This window comes from Thiocapsa sp. (genome assembly GCF_018399035.1).
Taxonomy (GTDB): domain Bacteria; phylum Pseudomonadota; class Gammaproteobacteria; order Chromatiales; family Chromatiaceae; genus Thiocapsa.
In genome coordinates, this window is record NZ_CP073760.1 from 1,527,994 (window position 1) to 1,543,756 (window position 15,763).

General features: G+C 63.8%; 19 protein-coding genes and 1 pseudogene. All 20 read right to left on the reverse strand.

Annotated elements, in window-relative coordinates:
• Window positions 1–145: 145 nt before the first annotated feature.
• The 20 genes and pseudogenes from KFB96_RS07075 to KFB96_RS07170 all read right to left on the reverse strand — a co-directional run bounded on the left by KFB96_RS07075 (window position 146) and on the right by KFB96_RS07170 (window position 15,486).
• Entirely contained in the window at window positions 146–748 is a 603-nt protein-coding gene (locus KFB96_RS07075; protein ID WP_300971361.1) for a HigA family addiction module antitoxin, read from the reverse strand.
• A 75-nt stretch (window positions 749–823) separates the two neighbouring features.
• Complete coding sequence (locus KFB96_RS07080; protein WP_300971793.1) at window positions 824–967, reverse strand: DUF4351 domain-containing protein; 144 nt, start codon at window positions 965–967, stop codon at window positions 824–826.
• 60 nt (window positions 968–1,027) lie between these two features.
• Complete coding sequence (locus tag KFB96_RS07085; RefSeq protein ID WP_213501846.1) at window positions 1,028–1,531, reverse strand: DUF29 domain-containing protein; 504 nt, start codon at window positions 1,529–1,531, stop codon at window positions 1,028–1,030.
• Window positions 1,532–2,027: 496 nt separating this feature from the next.
• The gene (locus tag KFB96_RS07090) at window positions 2,028–2,876 is read right to left on the reverse strand and encodes a DUF2887 domain-containing protein (protein ID WP_213462924.1); all 849 of its coding nucleotides are present in this window, start codon (window positions 2,874–2,876) and stop codon (window positions 2,028–2,030) included.
• Window positions 2,861–3,187 (reverse strand): annotated as a pseudogene (locus KFB96_RS07095) (Vi polysaccharide biosynthesis UDP-N-acetylglucosamine C-6 dehydrogenase TviB); the annotation flags it as partial. The gene KFB96_RS07090 and the pseudogene KFB96_RS07095, both read right to left, overlap by 16 nt.
• A gap of 866 nt (window positions 3,188–4,053) precedes the next feature.
• Complete coding sequence (locus tag KFB96_RS07100) at window positions 4,054–4,404, reverse strand: hypothetical protein (protein WP_213462766.1); 351 nt, start codon at window positions 4,402–4,404, stop codon at window positions 4,054–4,056.
• Between the two features lie 545 nt (window positions 4,405–4,949).
• Entirely contained in the window at window positions 4,950–5,981 is a 1,032-nt protein-coding gene (locus KFB96_RS07105) for an Rpn family recombination-promoting nuclease/putative transposase (RefSeq protein WP_213462765.1), read from the reverse strand.
• Window positions 5,982–6,450: 469 nt separating this feature from the next.
• Window positions 6,451–6,954 (reverse strand): hypothetical protein, encoded by a 504-nt coding sequence (locus tag KFB96_RS07110; RefSeq protein ID WP_300971362.1) that lies wholly within the window; start codon window positions 6,952–6,954, stop codon window positions 6,451–6,453.
• Window positions 6,955–7,677: 723 nt separating this feature from the next.
• Window positions 7,678–8,007: a MarR family EPS-associated transcriptional regulator gene (locus tag KFB96_RS07115; RefSeq protein WP_213462763.1), complete on the reverse strand. Its 330-nt coding sequence runs from the start codon at window positions 8,005–8,007 to the stop codon at window positions 7,678–7,680.
• Between the two features lie 426 nt (window positions 8,008–8,433).
• Window positions 8,434–8,649: a hypothetical protein gene (locus tag KFB96_RS07120; protein WP_213462761.1), complete on the reverse strand. Its 216-nt coding sequence runs from the start codon at window positions 8,647–8,649 to the stop codon at window positions 8,434–8,436.
• A 15-nt stretch (window positions 8,650–8,664) separates the two neighbouring features.
• Complete coding sequence (locus tag KFB96_RS07125) at window positions 8,665–8,916, reverse strand: DUF2442 domain-containing protein (RefSeq protein ID WP_213462759.1); 252 nt, start codon at window positions 8,914–8,916, stop codon at window positions 8,665–8,667.
• Entirely contained in the window at window positions 8,909–9,136 is a 228-nt protein-coding gene (locus KFB96_RS07130) for a DUF4160 domain-containing protein (RefSeq protein ID WP_300971363.1), read from the reverse strand. Before KFB96_RS07130 ends, KFB96_RS07125 begins: the two co-directional genes overlap by 8 nt.
• Before the next feature lie 60 nt (window positions 9,137–9,196).
• Entirely contained in the window at window positions 9,197–10,654 is a 1,458-nt protein-coding gene (locus tag KFB96_RS07135; protein ID WP_213462755.1) for a nucleotide sugar dehydrogenase, read from the reverse strand.
• 349 nt (window positions 10,655–11,003) lie between these two features.
• Complete coding sequence (locus KFB96_RS07140) at window positions 11,004–11,486, reverse strand: hypothetical protein (protein ID WP_213462753.1); 483 nt, start codon at window positions 11,484–11,486, stop codon at window positions 11,004–11,006.
• The gene (locus KFB96_RS07145) at window positions 11,483–11,806 is read right to left on the reverse strand and encodes a nucleotidyltransferase domain-containing protein (RefSeq protein ID WP_213462751.1); all 324 of its coding nucleotides are present in this window, start codon (window positions 11,804–11,806) and stop codon (window positions 11,483–11,485) included. The genes KFB96_RS07140 and KFB96_RS07145 overlap by 4 nt, the downstream gene beginning before the upstream one ends.
• 75 nt (window positions 11,807–11,881) lie before the next feature.
• Window positions 11,882–12,067: a DUF29 family protein gene (locus KFB96_RS07150; RefSeq protein ID WP_213462749.1), complete on the reverse strand. Its 186-nt coding sequence runs from the start codon at window positions 12,065–12,067 to the stop codon at window positions 11,882–11,884.
• A 137-nt stretch (window positions 12,068–12,204) separates the two neighbouring features.
• Complete coding sequence (locus KFB96_RS07155) at window positions 12,205–13,233, reverse strand: NAD-dependent epimerase/dehydratase family protein (protein WP_213501848.1); 1,029 nt, start codon at window positions 13,231–13,233, stop codon at window positions 12,205–12,207.
• Between the two features lie 615 nt (window positions 13,234–13,848).
• Entirely contained in the window at window positions 13,849–14,199 is a 351-nt protein-coding gene (locus tag KFB96_RS07160; protein ID WP_213462746.1) for a hypothetical protein, read from the reverse strand.
• Window positions 14,200–14,737: 538 nt separating this feature from the next.
• Window positions 14,738–15,121: a HEPN domain-containing protein gene (locus KFB96_RS07165; protein WP_213462744.1), complete on the reverse strand. Its 384-nt coding sequence runs from the start codon at window positions 15,119–15,121 to the stop codon at window positions 14,738–14,740.
• Window positions 15,118–15,486, reverse strand: a complete 369-nt coding sequence (locus KFB96_RS07170) for a nucleotidyltransferase family protein (RefSeq protein WP_300971364.1) — start codon at window positions 15,484–15,486, stop codon at window positions 15,118–15,120. Before KFB96_RS07170 ends, KFB96_RS07165 begins: the two co-directional genes overlap by 4 nt.
• Window positions 15,487–15,763 lie beyond the last annotated feature (277 nt).

A 15,763-nucleotide genomic window follows, 5' to 3' on the forward strand; every position in this document is an offset into this window, starting at 1 on the left:
GGACTTGGCGCTGGAGGCCGACGATGCTGCTGCTTGGGTAGTGCCGGAACAAAGACCACGGCCACGCCAGCCGCGGCGCAAATTGCCTGCACGGCAGGGACGAACTCGGCCGGGTTTGCTACGGCGGTCAATTTCCGGGCCTCATTCAACGCATGACGAAAGGCGGCCCTCTCGTAAGTGGCACAGTCAATACGGGCTGCTTCCAGCTCGCCCTGGCGCAACCAGGCTGAAACAGCCTCAGGGCGGATCTCGTGCTTGTCGTGCTGTCGGTAAGCAACCGCGAGTCGCGGCCAGATGTCATCCCACTGATCAACGCTGGCAATCCCGAAAAACGGAGTACCTCGATCAGCTGTGCTTTGCCGTCCGAGCGTTCGGACAGCCAGCTCAGTTTGATCATCTCCTTGAGCGGCAGTTTTCTCAGCCAGTCAAGATCTCTCTCAAGCTGGGCTTCCTCGGCAAGACGTGCCTGGGTCTCCTGGTAGTTGGCCTCCAGATTGAGCCAGTAGTCCACCGGCATGCCAATGGCGCGTTCCAGTTTGATGGCCGTCTCGGGGGTGATGGCAGACTTGCCCTTACACTTGACGATGGCGTTGAGGTGTTGTTCCGTCAGACCGGTGCGCTTGGCCAGTTCCGCCTTGCTCATCTTGCGGAGATCGAGCTCATAAGCCAGCACTTCGCCTGGTGTGACAGCGTAATCCGGTTGATATCTGTTGGGCGTTGAGAAATCGGGGACGTACCACGGAATCAAGGAGCCAATGAGGGACGGGGCCGGAGCAATCGGAGGCGCCTTGTCACCACGTCGTCTTGCTCGCCGGCCCCCGCCTCAGCCGGACGCCGGACCGATCAGGTCTTCCACGTTCACGGCATCGAAGATCCCGTCGAGCCAGACGTCCAGTTGCGCGACCGGCGCCGTGTCGATGCGCTGCTCCGCCCCCGCGGACAATGGACCGAAGCGGCGCGTGAGCAGACGACGATCAGCCGGTTGGCGGTGCGCTGATGGTTGCCTGGACTCGCTTGCGGCTTTCCATTAGCCAGAAAGATGATCGTGACCGGATTTATGGTAAGCGGGATAAGGGATAAAAACCTTGTCAAGCAGTTGTTCAACAGTGTAAGGACAGTGACGGGGAAAGGTCTCTGGCGGCAAAGCGGTTTCGTCGCTGGCCAATTGCACGGCATCGCCATAGACATCGGCGATCGTTTCGCCCAGGAGCGCCTTGAGACCAGGCGATTGTTTCAATAGTTTAGTCAGACGAATGCGCTGCTCAATGATCGTGGCGCGCCAACTATCGCCCTTGAATTCGCGCCAACGCTCGGACAACAGTTGATACTGGTATTCCCATTTCAATAAGTGAGCGAGCAAAATCAATAACCTGCTTTCCAGTTCGCGGCGCTCGCTCTTGCTCATGTCGCTGAGTTCTTCCACCAGATGCTCGAGATCCAATTCTGCATAACGCCCGGCGCGCAGGAGTTCGGCATGGCGCTGTGCCCATGCGGAATAATCGCTTTCGTATAATGTGCTGAGTTCGGCCATGTCATCCTCCGCCCGCTCTAGCTAGCAAGCCCACACCAACGCTCTGCGTTGCAGGGCGATTGCGGGGCGATATCTGTCGGAGCGCCGGCGCGGTGCGTCGAGCCGGTGTTCCTCGCCGTATAGTCCGATCTTCCCCTCGTTTCCCCTGGTTCGTTCCCCCCTCGTTCCCAAGCTCTGCTTGGGAATGCGGCCCGCAAAGCTCTGCTTTGCGACATCTCGGAGGGGACGAGAAGCTGAGCTTCTCGGGCCGGGTTCCCAAGCGGAGCTTCGCAACCAGGCACCAGGCACCAGGCAACCGCTTCGGACTCGCGACGCAGAGCGTCGGGGCAACAGTCCCACGCGGGAAGCCGAAGACCAGGATGCGGCTGTTGCACACACCGATGCCGTTTTGGTCGAAATCGGGGACGTATCACGGAATCAAGGAGCCAATGAGGGACAGGACCGGAGCAATCGGAGACGCCATGTCGACCCGTCGGCTTGCTCGCGAGCCCCCGCCTCAGCCGGACGCCGGACCGATCAGGTCTTCCACGTTCGCGGCATCGAAGATCCCGTCGAGCCAGACGTCCAGTTGCGCGACCGGCGCCGTGTCGATGCGCTGCTCCGCCCCTGTGGACAATGGGCCGAAGCGGCGCGTGAGCAGACGCTTGAGGCTTTCGGCCTTGCCCTCGACCTTGCCCTCGGCCTTGCCCTCGACCTTGCCATCGGCTTTGCCCTTGACCTCGCCCTCGGCATAGATCGATTGATACGCCTTCGTTTCCTGAATCGGGGTCACTAAATTCAGCATCGCCCAGATCTCCTTCGCGGTCAGGCCGCGAAATCGCTCGAAAAACCAAAACTCCAGCACCTGCCCCAGAATCTCACGCACCTCCGGGGCCAGCGACGCCTCTTGGACGGTGCGCCACAAGCCCTGCGCGCGGGCACGCAAGTCGTCATCGTCCGCGATCAGCAGCGGCGCAAAGACCGCCACGTAGGGGTTGTCCGGTTCGCGCGCCAGCCAGTTCGGCAAGACCTGCCGCAGCGCGACCTGCAGCAACGGCGCTTGGGCCTGGTTCGCCCAGCGTGGAAAGCGCGGACGGTCCTGCTCGCGCAGAAAGATCCCCACGCCGATCACATCCCGGTGCGGATGCGCCTCGCCGTACAGTCCGATCTTGGTCAGCAGATTGTACCAAGCGCTCTCGGCATGCTGACCTTGGAATTCGACCACGTAGACCGGCCCATCGTGCCCGTCGGGCTCGAAAATGCCATCCAAACGCCGCTCCAGCCCTTTGATCGTCAGGGAACAGAAGCGGTAAGGACCGACCAGTTCACGACCGCCGGTGAGCACGCGGTGCGCAGGTCCGGGCAGTTTTCCTTGAAGGCGAAGCCGAGGACGAGGATGCGGCTGTTGCAGACACCGATGCCGCTTTGGAGCATGAGCTTGACGACGGTCTCGGCGACATGCGCACCCATGCGGTCGTTGATGCGGCGCCCGGCGAGGATGACCTCGGGGTGGTAGCCGATGGCGACGGCCTTGTGGGTCAGATAATAGGGGTCGACACCGATGCAGTGCCCGCCGACCAGGCCGGGGCGGAAGGGGAGGAAGTTCCATTTGCTCCCGGCGGCTTCCAGCACCTCGAGGGTGTCGGGGTTTGTGAGATGGGCGAGATGTTGGGCCATGTGCGGTCGGGTCTGTGGGTTCGGGGTTCGGGGTTCGGGGTTCGGGGTTCGGCAAGGGGCGACTTCAGTCGCCCATAAATTTCGGTACGGACGTCTCGGGGCGACTGAAGTCGCCCCTACCCCTCTTCGACCTCGGCGCGGACGTCTCGGGAGTGTGTAGGGGCGACTTCAGTCGCCCGTAAATCTCGGTACGGACGTCTCGGGGCGACTGAAGTCGCCCCTACCCTCTTCGACCTCGGCGCGGGTGTCTCGGGAGTGTGTAGGGGCGACTTCAGTCGCCCATAAGCCTCGGCGCGGGCATGTCGGGGCGACTGAAGTCGCCCATAAATCTCGGTGCGGACGTCTCGGGGCGACTGAAGTCGCCGCTACCCTCTTCGACCACGGCGCGGGTGTCTCGGGAGCGTGTAGGGGCGACTTCAGTCGCCCGTAAATCTCGGCGCGGACGTCTCGGGGCGACTGAAGTCGCCCCTACCCTCTTTGTCCTCGGCGCGGGTGTCTCGGGAGTGTGTAGGGGCGACTTCAGTCGCCCATAAATCTCGGTGCGGGCGTCTCGGGGCGACTGAAGTCGCCCCTACCCTCTTCGACCTCGGCGCGGGTGTCTCGGGAGTGTGTAGGGGCGACTTCAGTCGCCCATAAGCCTCGGTGCGGACGTCTCGGGGCGACTGAAGTCGCCCCTACCCTCTTCGACCTCGGCGCGGGTGTCTCGGGAGTGTGTAGGGGCGACTTCAGTCGCCCATAAATCTCGGTGCGGACGTCTCGGGGCGACTGAAGTCGCCTTTACGTCGCCCCTACGTCGCCCCTACGTCGCCCCTACGTCGCCCGTACGTCGCCTCTATGTGTTGTTTGATGCTTCTTCGGGAATCGCCTTAGTCCCGGTAGCCGGAATGGGTGTCTTCCGGATCGTCGAGCAGGCTCCTCGGGTCGGGATCGCACAGCTTGATCGACAATCGGGTGATGCTGAACGGGTCCACGGGATCGCTGTGGATGAAGAAGCGTGCGACCAGGCTCACATGCCGGGGCGCTTTGACCCGACCGGCGGTCAAGCCCATCTCGTTGCGACGTGTCCGTTGGGTGAGGTGTTGGAGCCACTTCAGCACGGGCCAGGTCCGGGCGAAGTGGCTCCAGGGCCGCACGAACCGCCCGGTCGCGACGTAGAAGAGCACTTGGTCGAGGATTGGATCGACGTGCCGGCGCGGCTGGAATCCATGTGCATCCATCGCCTCCGCGACGGTACGTCGCAGCGGCTCCTCCGGGGCCGGGGCATGAAACCGTTCCCCTTCCGGGGCGTCTTCATGGGCACGCAGAATGAGAAACAGAAAGGCCGCAACCGAGAACCCGCGCGGGAGAGAGCAACAACAGGTAGGGCTCGGGGTTAGACCGGGTGCCTTTGCGGCCGCCCAATCCGGCGTCGGGAGCCTAACCGCGCGACCCGTAAACGTCGTCTTCAGGCACGCTACCGCCCTACCCTGTCATGAATAGGCATCAAAAACAAAAGCATGGCGAAATTGCATTGTCTTTCGGCGTCAACCGGAAGACCGGCGCATCCTAATATCAGAGATTCCGCGGCAACAAGGGTCGAGCGCTCCGATCGAGACGCCCACGCATTCACCGGGGCCGGACGTCGGACGCGGAGCGTCCACAAGACACCCCTACGCAGAGCGTGGGAGCGAGCTAGAGGCCGATCGGCCGTTTCCGAATGTGCGACGGGAGACCTGACCCCGGACTCCGCACGTCCCCGGTTTCTCGGTTTCTGCACATGGACCTAGTGTTCGTCTCCGGCACTCATGCTCCGCACGGCCTGCAACCAATGGCTTCCGTCGGGACTGATGAGCAGTTGGTCGCCGAGGTCTTCCAACGTCCGAAGGTCGACGATGCGCGCCAGCAACGGTTCGGTCTGCTCGGCGATCGTCAATCCAAAACGACGGCGTACCAGACGGACCAGGATGTGGCGGGTCGCTTCGCGACCTTGCTCAATGCCTTGCTCAATGCCTTCTCGTTTCCACTGATCGGTCCAGCTTTCCAGATTCTCGGCCAACATGTGATACACCTCGCTGAGTTCGCCAAGGGGTGGCAGTTGCACGCCGGGCAGTCGCTTGGGCAAGAAGACGCGACCGAACCAGACCGCGAAGTCACGGCGCAGACCGGTCTGTTCCGGCGCCTTGAGCCAGTCGAGCAAGGCGTGCACGATGCCCATCGCCTCGTCCGCGCCGCGGCTGGCCTCGAGCCGAAACAGGGCCGCACTGAGGTTGCGCTCGGGCAGGGAGCCGGCGTTGGCGATGCGCTGCTCGTCGAGCAGCAGGTAAGCCTGTCGCGGGCGATAGCACTCGAGCAGCGGCGGCGCCGGCTCGATGAGCGGCTCGAGCGTCTCGGCAGCACGCCAGGGCGTGACACCATTGTAGAGCACCACGGGCAGCACGGGCGGCAGACGTCCTGCGGCACTCAGGGTCCCGGCGCGGATGAGATCCTGGTAGAGCAGCCCGAGGTAGGTCTGGATGCGCACGGCCATCCAGGGATCGACGGTGGATTGGAATTCCAGCAGCAGGTAGACGTAGAGCCAGTCGGGGCCCCAGCGCAGGCGCCAGACGATGTCGTCGGCGCGGTCGCGCAAGTCGTCGGTCACATAGCTCCCGCTGCAGCGCTCGAGGGTCTCGAGGTCGAGCGCTTGGACCCAATCGCCGGGCACGAAGCCGTGCAGCAGGTCGCGCACCATGGCGGCGTGACCGTAGAGCAGTTTGTAGCCGCTGTCATGGGTGGGGCCGCGCCGGGGTGACTTGGATGTCTTGGGTGTCTTCATAGGGCTGATCGATTTCCCTCGCTGTTCTCTCGTTCCCTCGCCCCCGCAACGCTCTGCTTTGCGCCTCTGCTCTCGGGAAGCGGAGCTTCCAGTACCGGGTTCCCAAGTGTAGCGGCGACTTCAGTCGCCCATAAGCCTCGGCGCGGGCATGTCGGGGCGACTGAAGTCGCCCCTACCCTTCTTCGATCTCGGTACGGGCGTCTCGGGGCGACTGAAGTCGCCCCTACCCTCTTCGATCTCGGTACGGGCGTCTCGGGGCGACTGAAGTCGCCGCTACCCTTCTTCGATCTCGGTACGGGTGTCTCGGGGCGACTGAAGTCGCCGCTACCCTTCTTCGATCTCGGCGCGGGCGTCTCGGGGCGACTGAAGTCGCCCCTACCCTCTCTGCTTTGCGTGTCTGCTCCGGGAAAGCAGAGCTTCCGGTACCGGGTTCCCAAGCGGAGCTTGGGAACCAGTTAACCCGCTAAAATCAGTGTTCCTCGCCAACACTCATGTGCCGTACCGCGCGCAACCAATCCTCTCCGTCGGGACTGATGAGCAGTTGATCGCCGAGGTCTTCCAACGTCCGAAGTTCGGCGATGCGCGCCAGCAACGGTTCGGTCTGCTCGGCGATCGTCAATCCAAAACGACGGCGTACCTGACGGACCAGGATGTGGCGGGTCGCCTCGCGACCTTGCTCAATGCCTTGCTCCAAGCCTTGCTCCAAGCCTTGCTCCAAGCCTTGCTCCAAGCCTTGCTCCAAACCTTTCTCCAAGCCTTGCTGCATCCCTTCTCGTTTCCACTGATCGGTCCAGCTTTCCAGATTCTCGGCCAACATGTGATACACCTCGCTGAGTTCGCCAAGGGGTGGCAGTTGCACGCCGGGCAGGCGCTTGGGCAAGAAGACGCGACCGAACCAGACCGCGAAGTCACGGCGCAGACCGGTCTGTTCCGGGGCCTTGAGCCAGTCGAGCAAGGCGTGCACGATGCCCATCGCCTCGTCCGCGCCGCGGCTCGCCTCGAGCCGAAACAGGGCCGCACTGAGGTTGCGCTCGGGCAGGGAGCCGGCGTTGGCGATGCGCTGCTCGTCGAGCAGCAGGTAAGCCTGTCGCGGGCGATAGCACTCGAGCAGCGGCGGCGCCGGCTCGATGAGCGGCTCGAGCGTCTCGGCAGCACGCCAGGGCGTGACACCATTGTCTTCTCGGATGCATCTGCGCTAGAGCAGCGGCGGCCCCAGCTCAGACCAAGCGCGCTTCGGCGCGGTGGACTTCCCTCCACACCAACTCGCTCCCACGCTCTGCGTGGGAGTGTCGACCCGACGCTCTGCGTCGCGGGGCAGCGGTCGTGCGCCGGCGCAGGGTGCAACGCAGGCGGAGCGCGTCGACCTGGTGGCAGGGACGCGGAGCGTCCCGGCGACACTCCCACGCGGAGCGTGGGAGCGAGCTCTAGGATGTCCTCGCGGCTGTCGCCGCGTTGGTAGTGCAGGCGCACCAGACGCATCGTCCAGCCTTTGCGGGTCAGCCCGTCCTTGCTCTGCTGCGCCTGCAGGTGGGCCAGCACCACCAGGGCGGAGGGGTTGGGATCGGCTTCCAGCTCGGAACAATGGGCCTGAAGATCCATCAGTTTGGGGCGACTTTCGTCGCCCGGACAGACCGCGGTCGCCATGGGGGCGCCCACACCGACATGGCGGTTGCCGCGTGGGCGAATCAATTCGCCGCTACACCTTCGGTTGGGATCGGACCTCGGCGTCGAGCTGGGCGATCTCGATCTTGAGGGCGTCGTATTCGGCACGTTTGCGCTGCAGGAAGCGGGCGGTGATGCGCGCCTTGGCCTCGATGCCCTGCGGGGCGAGCAGGTAGGCGTAGGCGAGTTTGTTGTTGCTTCTGCGGAAATTCTGGACCTTCACCCAGCCTTGATCGACGACGGCGCGCACGCAATAGTTGGTGCTGCCCAGGCTGATGCCGAGGGCTTTGGCCAGATCACGCTGGGTGGCCTCGGGGTTCGCCTCCAGGTGCTTGAGGACGCGGTAGTGCAGGTCGTCGGTCATGGGGCTCGCAAGGGCGCCGGGGCGCAAGGGGGTCGACGCCGGGCGTCTGATAGGGTTGCCGGTGGCGGTGTTCTGGGTGACGTGCGCCGGGGTGCGGTGCGTTGGGACTGGTGCGTTTGGTCTAGCCTGCGGCGACGCTTCGGGCACGCTACCGCCCTACCTTGTCATGCCGGTATGGCATTGGGGAGGACGGGTTGTCGGGTCGGTCGGGCAGTGGTTCAGGATTTGAACCGCCGTGGATGACACCATGGGCGGCGGCTTGGGTCAAGGGGAAGTCGTGGATTTGTGGACGCATGTGGGTTGGGCTTTGGTCCGACACTTGTGGGTTGGACTTTAGTCCGACGCCGGGCGGGGTCGGTGGGGCGACAAGGGTGTGGCGGCCGGCTTGGCGTCGGTGTCGGACTGAAGTCCGACCCACAGTGGGCGTCAGGCGCTCGGCTTCATGTCGAGCTCAGCCGACAGTTGGTTCGCGCGGGCTGCGATTTGCTCGATGCTCAAATCGGGCAAGCCTGTTTGGCGCCACGTCGTGTAATCGAACCGTTCTCGGTTGATGGAGACCACAAATCGCTCGGCTTCGACCAAACCAAGCGCGTCAATGAGAGCTCGCATGCCCCGCACGCGGATTTCAGTTTCCGTTGTCATACCCGTTCGGTCGAGCTACGCAGCGACATCTTGTCGACTGAGCTCATAGAGGCGCTCGGGCGAAAGCTCCAGCCCGTTGGGCCACCCCAATGCACCGGCATCGATGATGAAACGCTTGACGTAGGCTTCCGATTCCAGAGGTTGGAGTAGGGGACCACGCCGGGCGGCGCAGTACGCCCTCACATCGAAGATGCCCTGACTGCCATCGGAAAAGACCAATGCGATGCGTCCGTCACCGAGATACTGTGCTTCGTTGAGCTTAATCACGATCTGCCCCTTGGATCTGCTCGAGTGGCTCGAATCGCTGGGCACGATCCCAGTTATCCAGCAGTTCTTGCCGATGATCATGACACCAATCGCCGACAATGGCGGCCACTTTGCGCGGCAGTTTTCCCTTCGACACGCTGCCGGTCTGAATGTCGACGAGGGCTTCGAATCCCTGGTATTCGACATGGATGTGCGGTGGCGGATGGTCGTCGTGCCACATGCGCACGATGATACCGAAAAAATCGACAGCACCGGCATTGAGGGACTTGATCCTTGTGCTTTAGAGGCGCCCGTCGACCGTATCGACCGGCAGAACGGACTTCACATCGTAGAGGATCGCCTTGGGTTTGGCCCAGCGGCGGATCCCGGTCGCGCCGGTCTCGACGAGGTCGCGGTGGGCGACGGCGAGGATGACGGCGTCGTAGGTGCCTTCGGCCGGGGGCTCGGCGAGACAGTCGAGGCCGTAGTCGTGCTTGGCCTCGGCGCGGTCGATCCAGGGGTCGTAGCAGTCCACGGCGCTGTTGTACTCGCGCAGGGCCAGGATGATGTCGATCACGCGGGTGTTGCGCAGGTCGGGGCAGTTTTCCTTGAAGGCGAGGCCGAGGACGAGGATGCGGCTGTTGCACACACCGATGCCGCTTTGGAGCATGAGCTTGACCACGGTCTCGGCGACATGGGCGCCCATGCGGTCGTTGATGCGTCGCCCGGCGAGGATGACCTCGGGGTGGTAGCCGATGGCGACGGCCTTGTGGGTCAGGTAATAGGGATCGACACCGATGCAGTGTCCGCCGACCAGGCCGGGGCGAAAGGGGAGGAAGTTCCATTTGCTCCCGGCGGCTTCGAGCACCTCGAGGGTGTCGATGCCGAGCTTGTTGAAGATGAGGGCAAGCTCGTTCATGAGTGCGATGTTGAGATCGCGCTGGGTGTTCTCGATGACCTTGGCGGCCTCGGCGACGCGGATGCTGCTGGCCGGGTGGGTGCCGGCGGTGATGATCTGGTTGTAGAGGGCATCGACGATGGCGGCGATCTCGGGGGTGGAGCCGCTGGTGACCTTTTTGATGGTGGTGAGGCGGTGCTCGCGGTCGCCGGGGTTGATGCGCTCGGGGGAGTAGCCGCAGTAGAAGCCGTTGTTTTCGGGTGGGGGTGGCGGCTCGTCCGTGGTCTCGGCGGTGGGTTGTCGGATTACGCTGTCGCTGATCCGACCTCCGCGTACGCCTTCGCCTGCGCTGGATGCTCGGCGGTCGGGATTCGGGAGCGCCGCGGGTGCCGTGGTGCGGCGGTCGGTATGGATGTAGGTCAGACCGGAGGCGCGGGCGAGCACGGGGACGCAGTCTTCCTCGGTGCAGCCGGGGTAGACGGTGGATTCGTAGATCACCAGGTCGCCGGGTTTGAGGACCTTGCCGACGGTCTCGGACGCCTTGAGCAGGGGCGTCAGATCGGGGCGCTTGTACTCGTCGACCGGGGTGGGCACGGTGACGATGAAGATGCGACAGGGGCACAGGGCGTCGAGGTCGCCGGTATAGGTCAGGTGGCGGGCGGCGGCGAGGTCCTCGGGGCTGGTCTCGCGGGTGCTGTCGCGACCGGCCGTGAGCTCGGCGATGCGGGCTTGGTTGATGTCGAAACCGATCACCGGGCGGTGTTTGGCGAACTCCACGGCGAGCGGCAGACCGACGTAACCCAGGCCGATGATGGCGATGGGGGTGTCGGGGTCGGTCAGATGGGCGAGATGTTGGTTCATGTGGGGTTCGGGGTTCGGGGTTCGGGGTTCGGACGCCTGGGCTTCGGGCTCGCGACGCAGAGCGTTGGGGCCACACTCCCACGCGGAGCGTGGGAGCGAATGACGGTGGCGTGCGCGGCGAGGTCTTCGGGGCTGGCCGTCTCTCTGGCCTGCTCAGCTGGGATGCTGATTCCCGGAAATCGCCTTGGCGATTTCCGGGAATGATCATCCCGGCCGTGCGTGTTGCCAATGCTTACCGGGCGACTAAAGTCGCCCCTACATGTTGGTCGACGGCCGTGCGTGTTGCCAATGCTTACCGGGCGACTAAAGTCGCCCCTACATGTTGGTCGATGCATTCCCGGAAATCGCCTTATTCATCAGACGACTTGTCGCTGCATGGCGATGGCTTTAACTTGGCGCGCCACGCGCGATAGGCCGCCGCCAGATCAGCCGCCGCTGCAATGGCGGACTCGATTGCGGCAAAACGCGTTTCCGGTTGCTCGGGGTATTCATGGGCGAGACGGTTGCGGATCTCGCGCCAGCCCAGCCAGTTGTCGACATCGATGAAGCCCAGTTTTTCGAGCCGGTTCAGGCGATCGATCATGGGCCAGTCTTCGAAGGGCTCCGACAGCGCGGCAAGGGTTGCCGGCACCAGGCGCGAACCCAGGGCATCCTGCAGCTTGCTGAAGCGGAACAGCAGTTGATCGAGAATCCTCAAGGTCTCGGGGTCCGTCTCCAACTCCAGCAGGTTGGCGGGGGGCGCGGCGTGCCAATCCTGCAAGGCGGACTCCAGGGTAGCGAGGTGTCGATCGGCTTCCCAAAGAGCTGTGGCGAGCGGGTTGTGGTCGGTCATCCCGGGACTCTGGTCAGCACTCGACTGTCGCGGCGAGCGACACGGATGATCGGCCGGTCGTCCGGCACGCCGGCAGGGGCGATGAGGACGTCGATGCGTCGCTCGCCCAGCAGGCGATAGAGCCGGGCGATGAAGCGGTGACGCTGCTCGACCAGTTCTTGCGGCGAGACCGGGACGGACGGTTCGACCAGCAGATCGATATCCCCGCCGCGCCGGCTGTCGTCCAGGCGCGATCCGAACAGGCGGACCGTCGAGCGAGGGGCGAAGGTCTCGCGGGCTGCCCGCTCGATCGCGGCGATTTCTGTCGGGTTCAGGCGCATGCAAGATCTCCCGGCAAGCCACGCGCCGACGCGACGCAAGCGGCGTCGCGGATTGGCAGCACCGTCGCCGCGATGTCAGGCCGTCGTGGATTGGGGCAAAAAGTGCTCATCGATCAGTTGTTCCAGAGTGTAGGGGCAACTGGAGGGGAACGCGTGCTCCGGCAGACCGGTTTCGCCTGCCGCCAGCAATCTGGCGCTGATGACGCTGTCCTCCAGATCGCTGATCAGTCGGGGCTTTAGGCGATTTCCGGGAATGATCATCCCGGCCGTGCGTGTTGCCAATGCTTACCGGGCGACTAAAGTCGCCCCTACATGTTGGTCGATGCTTTCCCGGAAATCACCTTAGGCTTGGGCTGTTAGGCTCGTGACGCGGAGCGTGGGAGCGAGAAGTCAATGGCCTAGGCGCTGTGCTGGCTGTACCAGGGAAGGGCGATCTCCAGTCCCTCCCCGAGTCGATGGGTGGGTGCATATCCCAAGCGCGTGGCGGCCTTGGTGATGTCGGCCAGGCTGTGGCGGACGTCGCCGGGGCGGAAGTCGCGGTACATGGGTTGTGCGCCCTGCAGGTGCGGGTAGCGCGGCAGCAGGTGGCGGTGGATCAGGGTGTAGAGATCGTTGAGCGTGGTGCGCTCGCCGACGGCGACGTTGTAGACCTGGTTGGCGGCTGCCGGGTCGGGCGCGGTGGCGGCCAGGAGGTTGGCCTGCACGGCGTTGTCGATGTAGCAGAAGTCGCGGCTGGTGTCGCCGTCGCCGTTGATGAAGACGTCCTGGCCGGCGATGAGCGCGGCGGTCCATTTGGGGATGACCGCAGCATAGGCGCCTTCGGGGTCTTGGCGTGGGCCGAAGACGTTGAAGTAGCGCAGGCCGATGCTGTCCAGACCGTAGGCGCGCGCGAAGACGTCGGCGTACAGCTCGTTGACGACCTTGGTAACGGCGTAGGGCGAGAGCGGTTTGCCGATGACGTCTTCCTGCTTGGGCAGGCCGGGATGGTCGCCGTAGGTGGAGCTGCTGGCGGCGTAGACGATGCGCTTGGCGCCGGCATCGCGGGCGGCGACGAGCATGTTGAGAAAGCCGTCGATGTTGGTGGCGTTGGTGGTGATCGGGTCTTCAAGCGAGCGCGGCACCGAACCGAGAGCGGCTTGGTGCAGGACGTAGTCGACGCGGGTACAGGCTTGGCGGCAGTCGGCGAGGTTGCGGATGTCGCCTTCGATGAAGCTGAACCGGTTCCACTGGGCGGCGGTGACCAGGGTTTGGACGTCGTCGAGGTTGTGCTGATGGCCGGTGGCGAAGTTGTCGAGGCCGACGACGGTTTGGTCGAGCCCGAGGAGCGTCTCCAGCAGGTTCGAGCCGATGAAACCGGCCACGCCGGTGATGAGCCAGCTGCGTGGGCTCTCGCGGAGGGCGCGTTGGACGCTGTCGAAACGAGTCATGAGGTTCCGAGCCGGAGGTCGGCTGTTGGCATTCCGGGTAGGGTGCGGTTGCACCGCGATGGACTGGATCAAGCGATGGCGGCGAAACGGCATGCGGTTTGCGGCCTAAGGTGGTGCCGTGATGGGTAGGTTTGTTGGGGCGACTAAAGTCGCCACTACGTCGCCACTAAGGTGATTTCCGGGAATGCATCGACCAACATGTAGGGGCGACTTCAGTCGCCCGTAAATCTCGGCGCGGGCATGTCGGGGCGACTGAAGTCGCCCCTACCCCTCTTCGACCTCGGCGCGGGTGTCTCGGGAGCGTGTAGGGGCGACTTCAGTCGCCCATAAATCTCGGTGCGGACGTCTCGGGGCGACTGAAGTCGCCCCTACCCTCTTCGACCTCGGCGCGGGCGTCTCGGGAGCGTGTAGGGGCGACTTCAGTCGCCCATAAGCCTCGGCGCGGGCATGTCGGGGCGACTGAAGTCGCCCCTACGTCGCCCCTACGTCGCCCCTACGTCGCCCCTACGTCGCCCCTACGTCGCCCCTACGTCGCCCCTACGTCGCCCGTACGTCGCCCGTACGTCGCCCGTACGTCGCCTCTATGTGTTGTTTGATGCTTCTTCGGGAATCGCCTTAGTCCCGGTAGCCGGAATGGGTGTCTTCGGGATCGTCGAGCAGGCTGCTCGGGTCGGGATCGCACAGCTTGATCGACAATCGGGTGATGCTGAACGGGTCCACGGGATCGCAGTGGATGAAGAAGCGGGCGACCAGGCTCACATGCCGGGGCGCTTTGAACCGGCCGGCGGTCAAGCCCATCTCGTTGCGACGTGTCCGTTGGGTGAGGTGTTGGAGCCACTTCAGCACGGGCCAGGTCCGGGCGAAGTGGCTCCAGGGTCGCACGAACCGCCCGGTCGCGACGTAGAAGAGCACTTGGTCGAGGATCGGATCGACGTGCCGGCGCGGCTGGAATCCATGTGCATCCATCGCCTCCGCGACGGTACGTCGCAGCGGCTCCTCCGGGGCCGGGGCACGAAACCGTTCCCCTTCCGGGGCGTCTTCATGGGCACGCAGAATGAGAAACAGAAAGGCCGCAACCGAGAACCCGCGCGTGCGAGAGCAACAACAGGTAGGGCTCGGGGTTAGACCGGGTGCCTTTGCGGCCGCCCAATCCGGCGTCGGGAGCCTAACCGCGCGACCCGTAAACGTCGTCTTCGGGCACGCTACCGCCCTACCCTGTCATGAATAGGCATCAAAAACAAAAGCATGGCGAAATTGCGTCGTCTTCCGTCTACCGGAAGGAAGGCGCATCCTATAGTCAGAGATTCCGCGGCAACAAGGATCGAGCGCTCCGATCGAGACGCCCACGCATTCACCGGGGCCGGGCGTCGGACGCGGAGCGTCCACAAGACACTCCCACGCAGAGCGTGGGAGCGAGCTAGAGGCCGATCGGCCGTTTCCGAATGTGCGACGGGACCCCGGTGACCCCGGACTCGGACTCGAAGCGATCGGACTGAAGAACGTCTCAGATATCCTGACCGAGATGGACGCAAATGGCATCAACCAAGGCTTGCGCATCAGCGACATCTTGAGCAGCTTGCGTCGGCCCAATCTCTGCAGCTGCATCGTAATCTCCAAGCTGACGGTCTTCGAAGAGTCGGGTCAGGATGCGTGTAAATCTCGCGGCAAATAGACCCGAGCGGACGAAGTCTTTGTTGAATCGTCCAATCACCTGCGCATGGCTTGAGAAGCTGTTCTCAGCTGCAAGATGGAGTGCACTGACGGCATGAAAGGCGGCGTAGTAAGCGCGGGAAGCTGCATCGCCGTGCATACCAGACGCCTGCAACAGCGCCGCGGCCTCGAGCTTGGATCGCGCCGCGCTGAGCAGCGCCGCACATTCAGGCGTCATAAGAGAACCGCCTCGCGGGCGATGTTTCGCGCGAGCGGATACCCCTGACTGAGCCGCCACTCATCCTCGGTGCGGACGATGGTAGCGACCAATGCGTCATGTCGATCAAGAATCTCGACCTGGATGTCGAGAATGCAGTCGCGAACGGCTTGCGTCTTTTCATCGACAAGAATCAAGACATCGTAATCCGAGCTCTCGCGCGCATCCCCTCGCGCCCGCGAACCATACAGCCAGACGCCACGAAGATGGGCGCCAAGACGCTGGGCAAGCGATTGCTGTAAAGCCTTAGTGACCTGATCACACGACATTGGAGTTAAAGCCGATACACCCGGTTGATTGTCCTTCGGTCTCAATACACCGAACAACGATGTGTGTCCGTCGAAAGGCCGCCCCGGCCGATCTGACTCGGGTCACGGCCGAGGTCGAAAGCTCTGTTCATGATCGCGGATCCGCTCATCGACCCACAACGCGGCGTTGAGTCGAAGGTGATCGAAGCCGTTTGTTGGAAGGTCCGGCCGGCCATGACTCTGTCGCGATGTGTCTTAGCCAGATGGGGGACCGCGTCAATCACCTCGACGTCCCCAGTGGATCCAACGGGCGGTTTCGCGGAGCGTGGGCGCGAGAGCGCCACCCGCGGGGGCC

Excerpts from the sequence above, each read along its gene's own strand:
- KFB96_RS07085 (WP_213501846.1), bottom strand. The coding sequence starts at position 1,531 with ATGGCCGAACTCAGCACATTATACGAAAGCGATTATTCCGCATGGGCA.
- KFB96_RS07100 (WP_213462766.1), bottom strand. The coding sequence starts at position 4,404 with ATGGATGCACATGGATTCCAGCCGCGCCGGCACGTCGATCCAATCCTC.
- KFB96_RS07105 (WP_213462765.1), bottom strand. The coding sequence starts at position 5,981 with ATGAAGACACCCAAGACATCCAAGTCACCCCGGCGCGGCCCCACCCAT.
- KFB96_RS07110 (WP_300971362.1), bottom strand. The coding sequence starts at position 6,954 with ATGGGCATCGTGCACGCCTTGCTCGACTGGCTCAAGGCCCCGGAACAG.
- KFB96_RS07115 (WP_213462763.1), bottom strand. The coding sequence starts at position 8,007 with ATGACCGACGACCTGCACTACCGCGTCCTCAAGCACCTGGAGGCGAAC.
- KFB96_RS07120 (WP_213462761.1), bottom strand. The coding sequence starts at position 8,649 with ATGACAACGGAAACTGAAATCCGCGTGCGGGGCATGCGAGCTCTCATT.
- KFB96_RS07130 (WP_300971363.1), bottom strand. The coding sequence starts at position 9,136 with ATGTGGCACGACGACCATCCGCCACCGCACATCCATGTCGAATACCAG.
- KFB96_RS07135 (WP_213462755.1), bottom strand. The coding sequence starts at position 10,654 with ATGAACCAACATCTCGCCCATCTGACCGACCCCGACACCCCCATCGCC.
- KFB96_RS07140 (WP_213462753.1), bottom strand. The coding sequence starts at position 11,486 with ATGACCGACCACAACCCGCTCGCCACAGCTCTTTGGGAAGCCGATCGA.
- KFB96_RS07145 (WP_213462751.1), bottom strand. The coding sequence starts at position 11,806 with ATGCGCCTGAACCCGACAGAAATCGCCGCGATCGAGCGGGCAGCCCGC.
- KFB96_RS07150 (WP_213462749.1), bottom strand. The coding sequence starts at position 12,067 with ATGATCATTCCCGGAAATCGCCTAAAGCCCCGACTGATCAGCGATCTG.
- KFB96_RS07155 (WP_213501848.1), bottom strand. The coding sequence starts at position 13,233 with ATGACTCGTTTCGACAGCGTCCAACGCGCCCTCCGCGAGAGCCCACGC.
- KFB96_RS07160 (WP_213462746.1), bottom strand. The coding sequence starts at position 14,199 with ATGGATGCACATGGATTCCAGCCGCGCCGGCACGTCGATCCGATCCTC.
- KFB96_RS07165 (WP_213462744.1), bottom strand. The coding sequence starts at position 15,121 with ATGACGCCTGAATGTGCGGCGCTGCTCAGCGCGGCGCGATCCAAGCTC.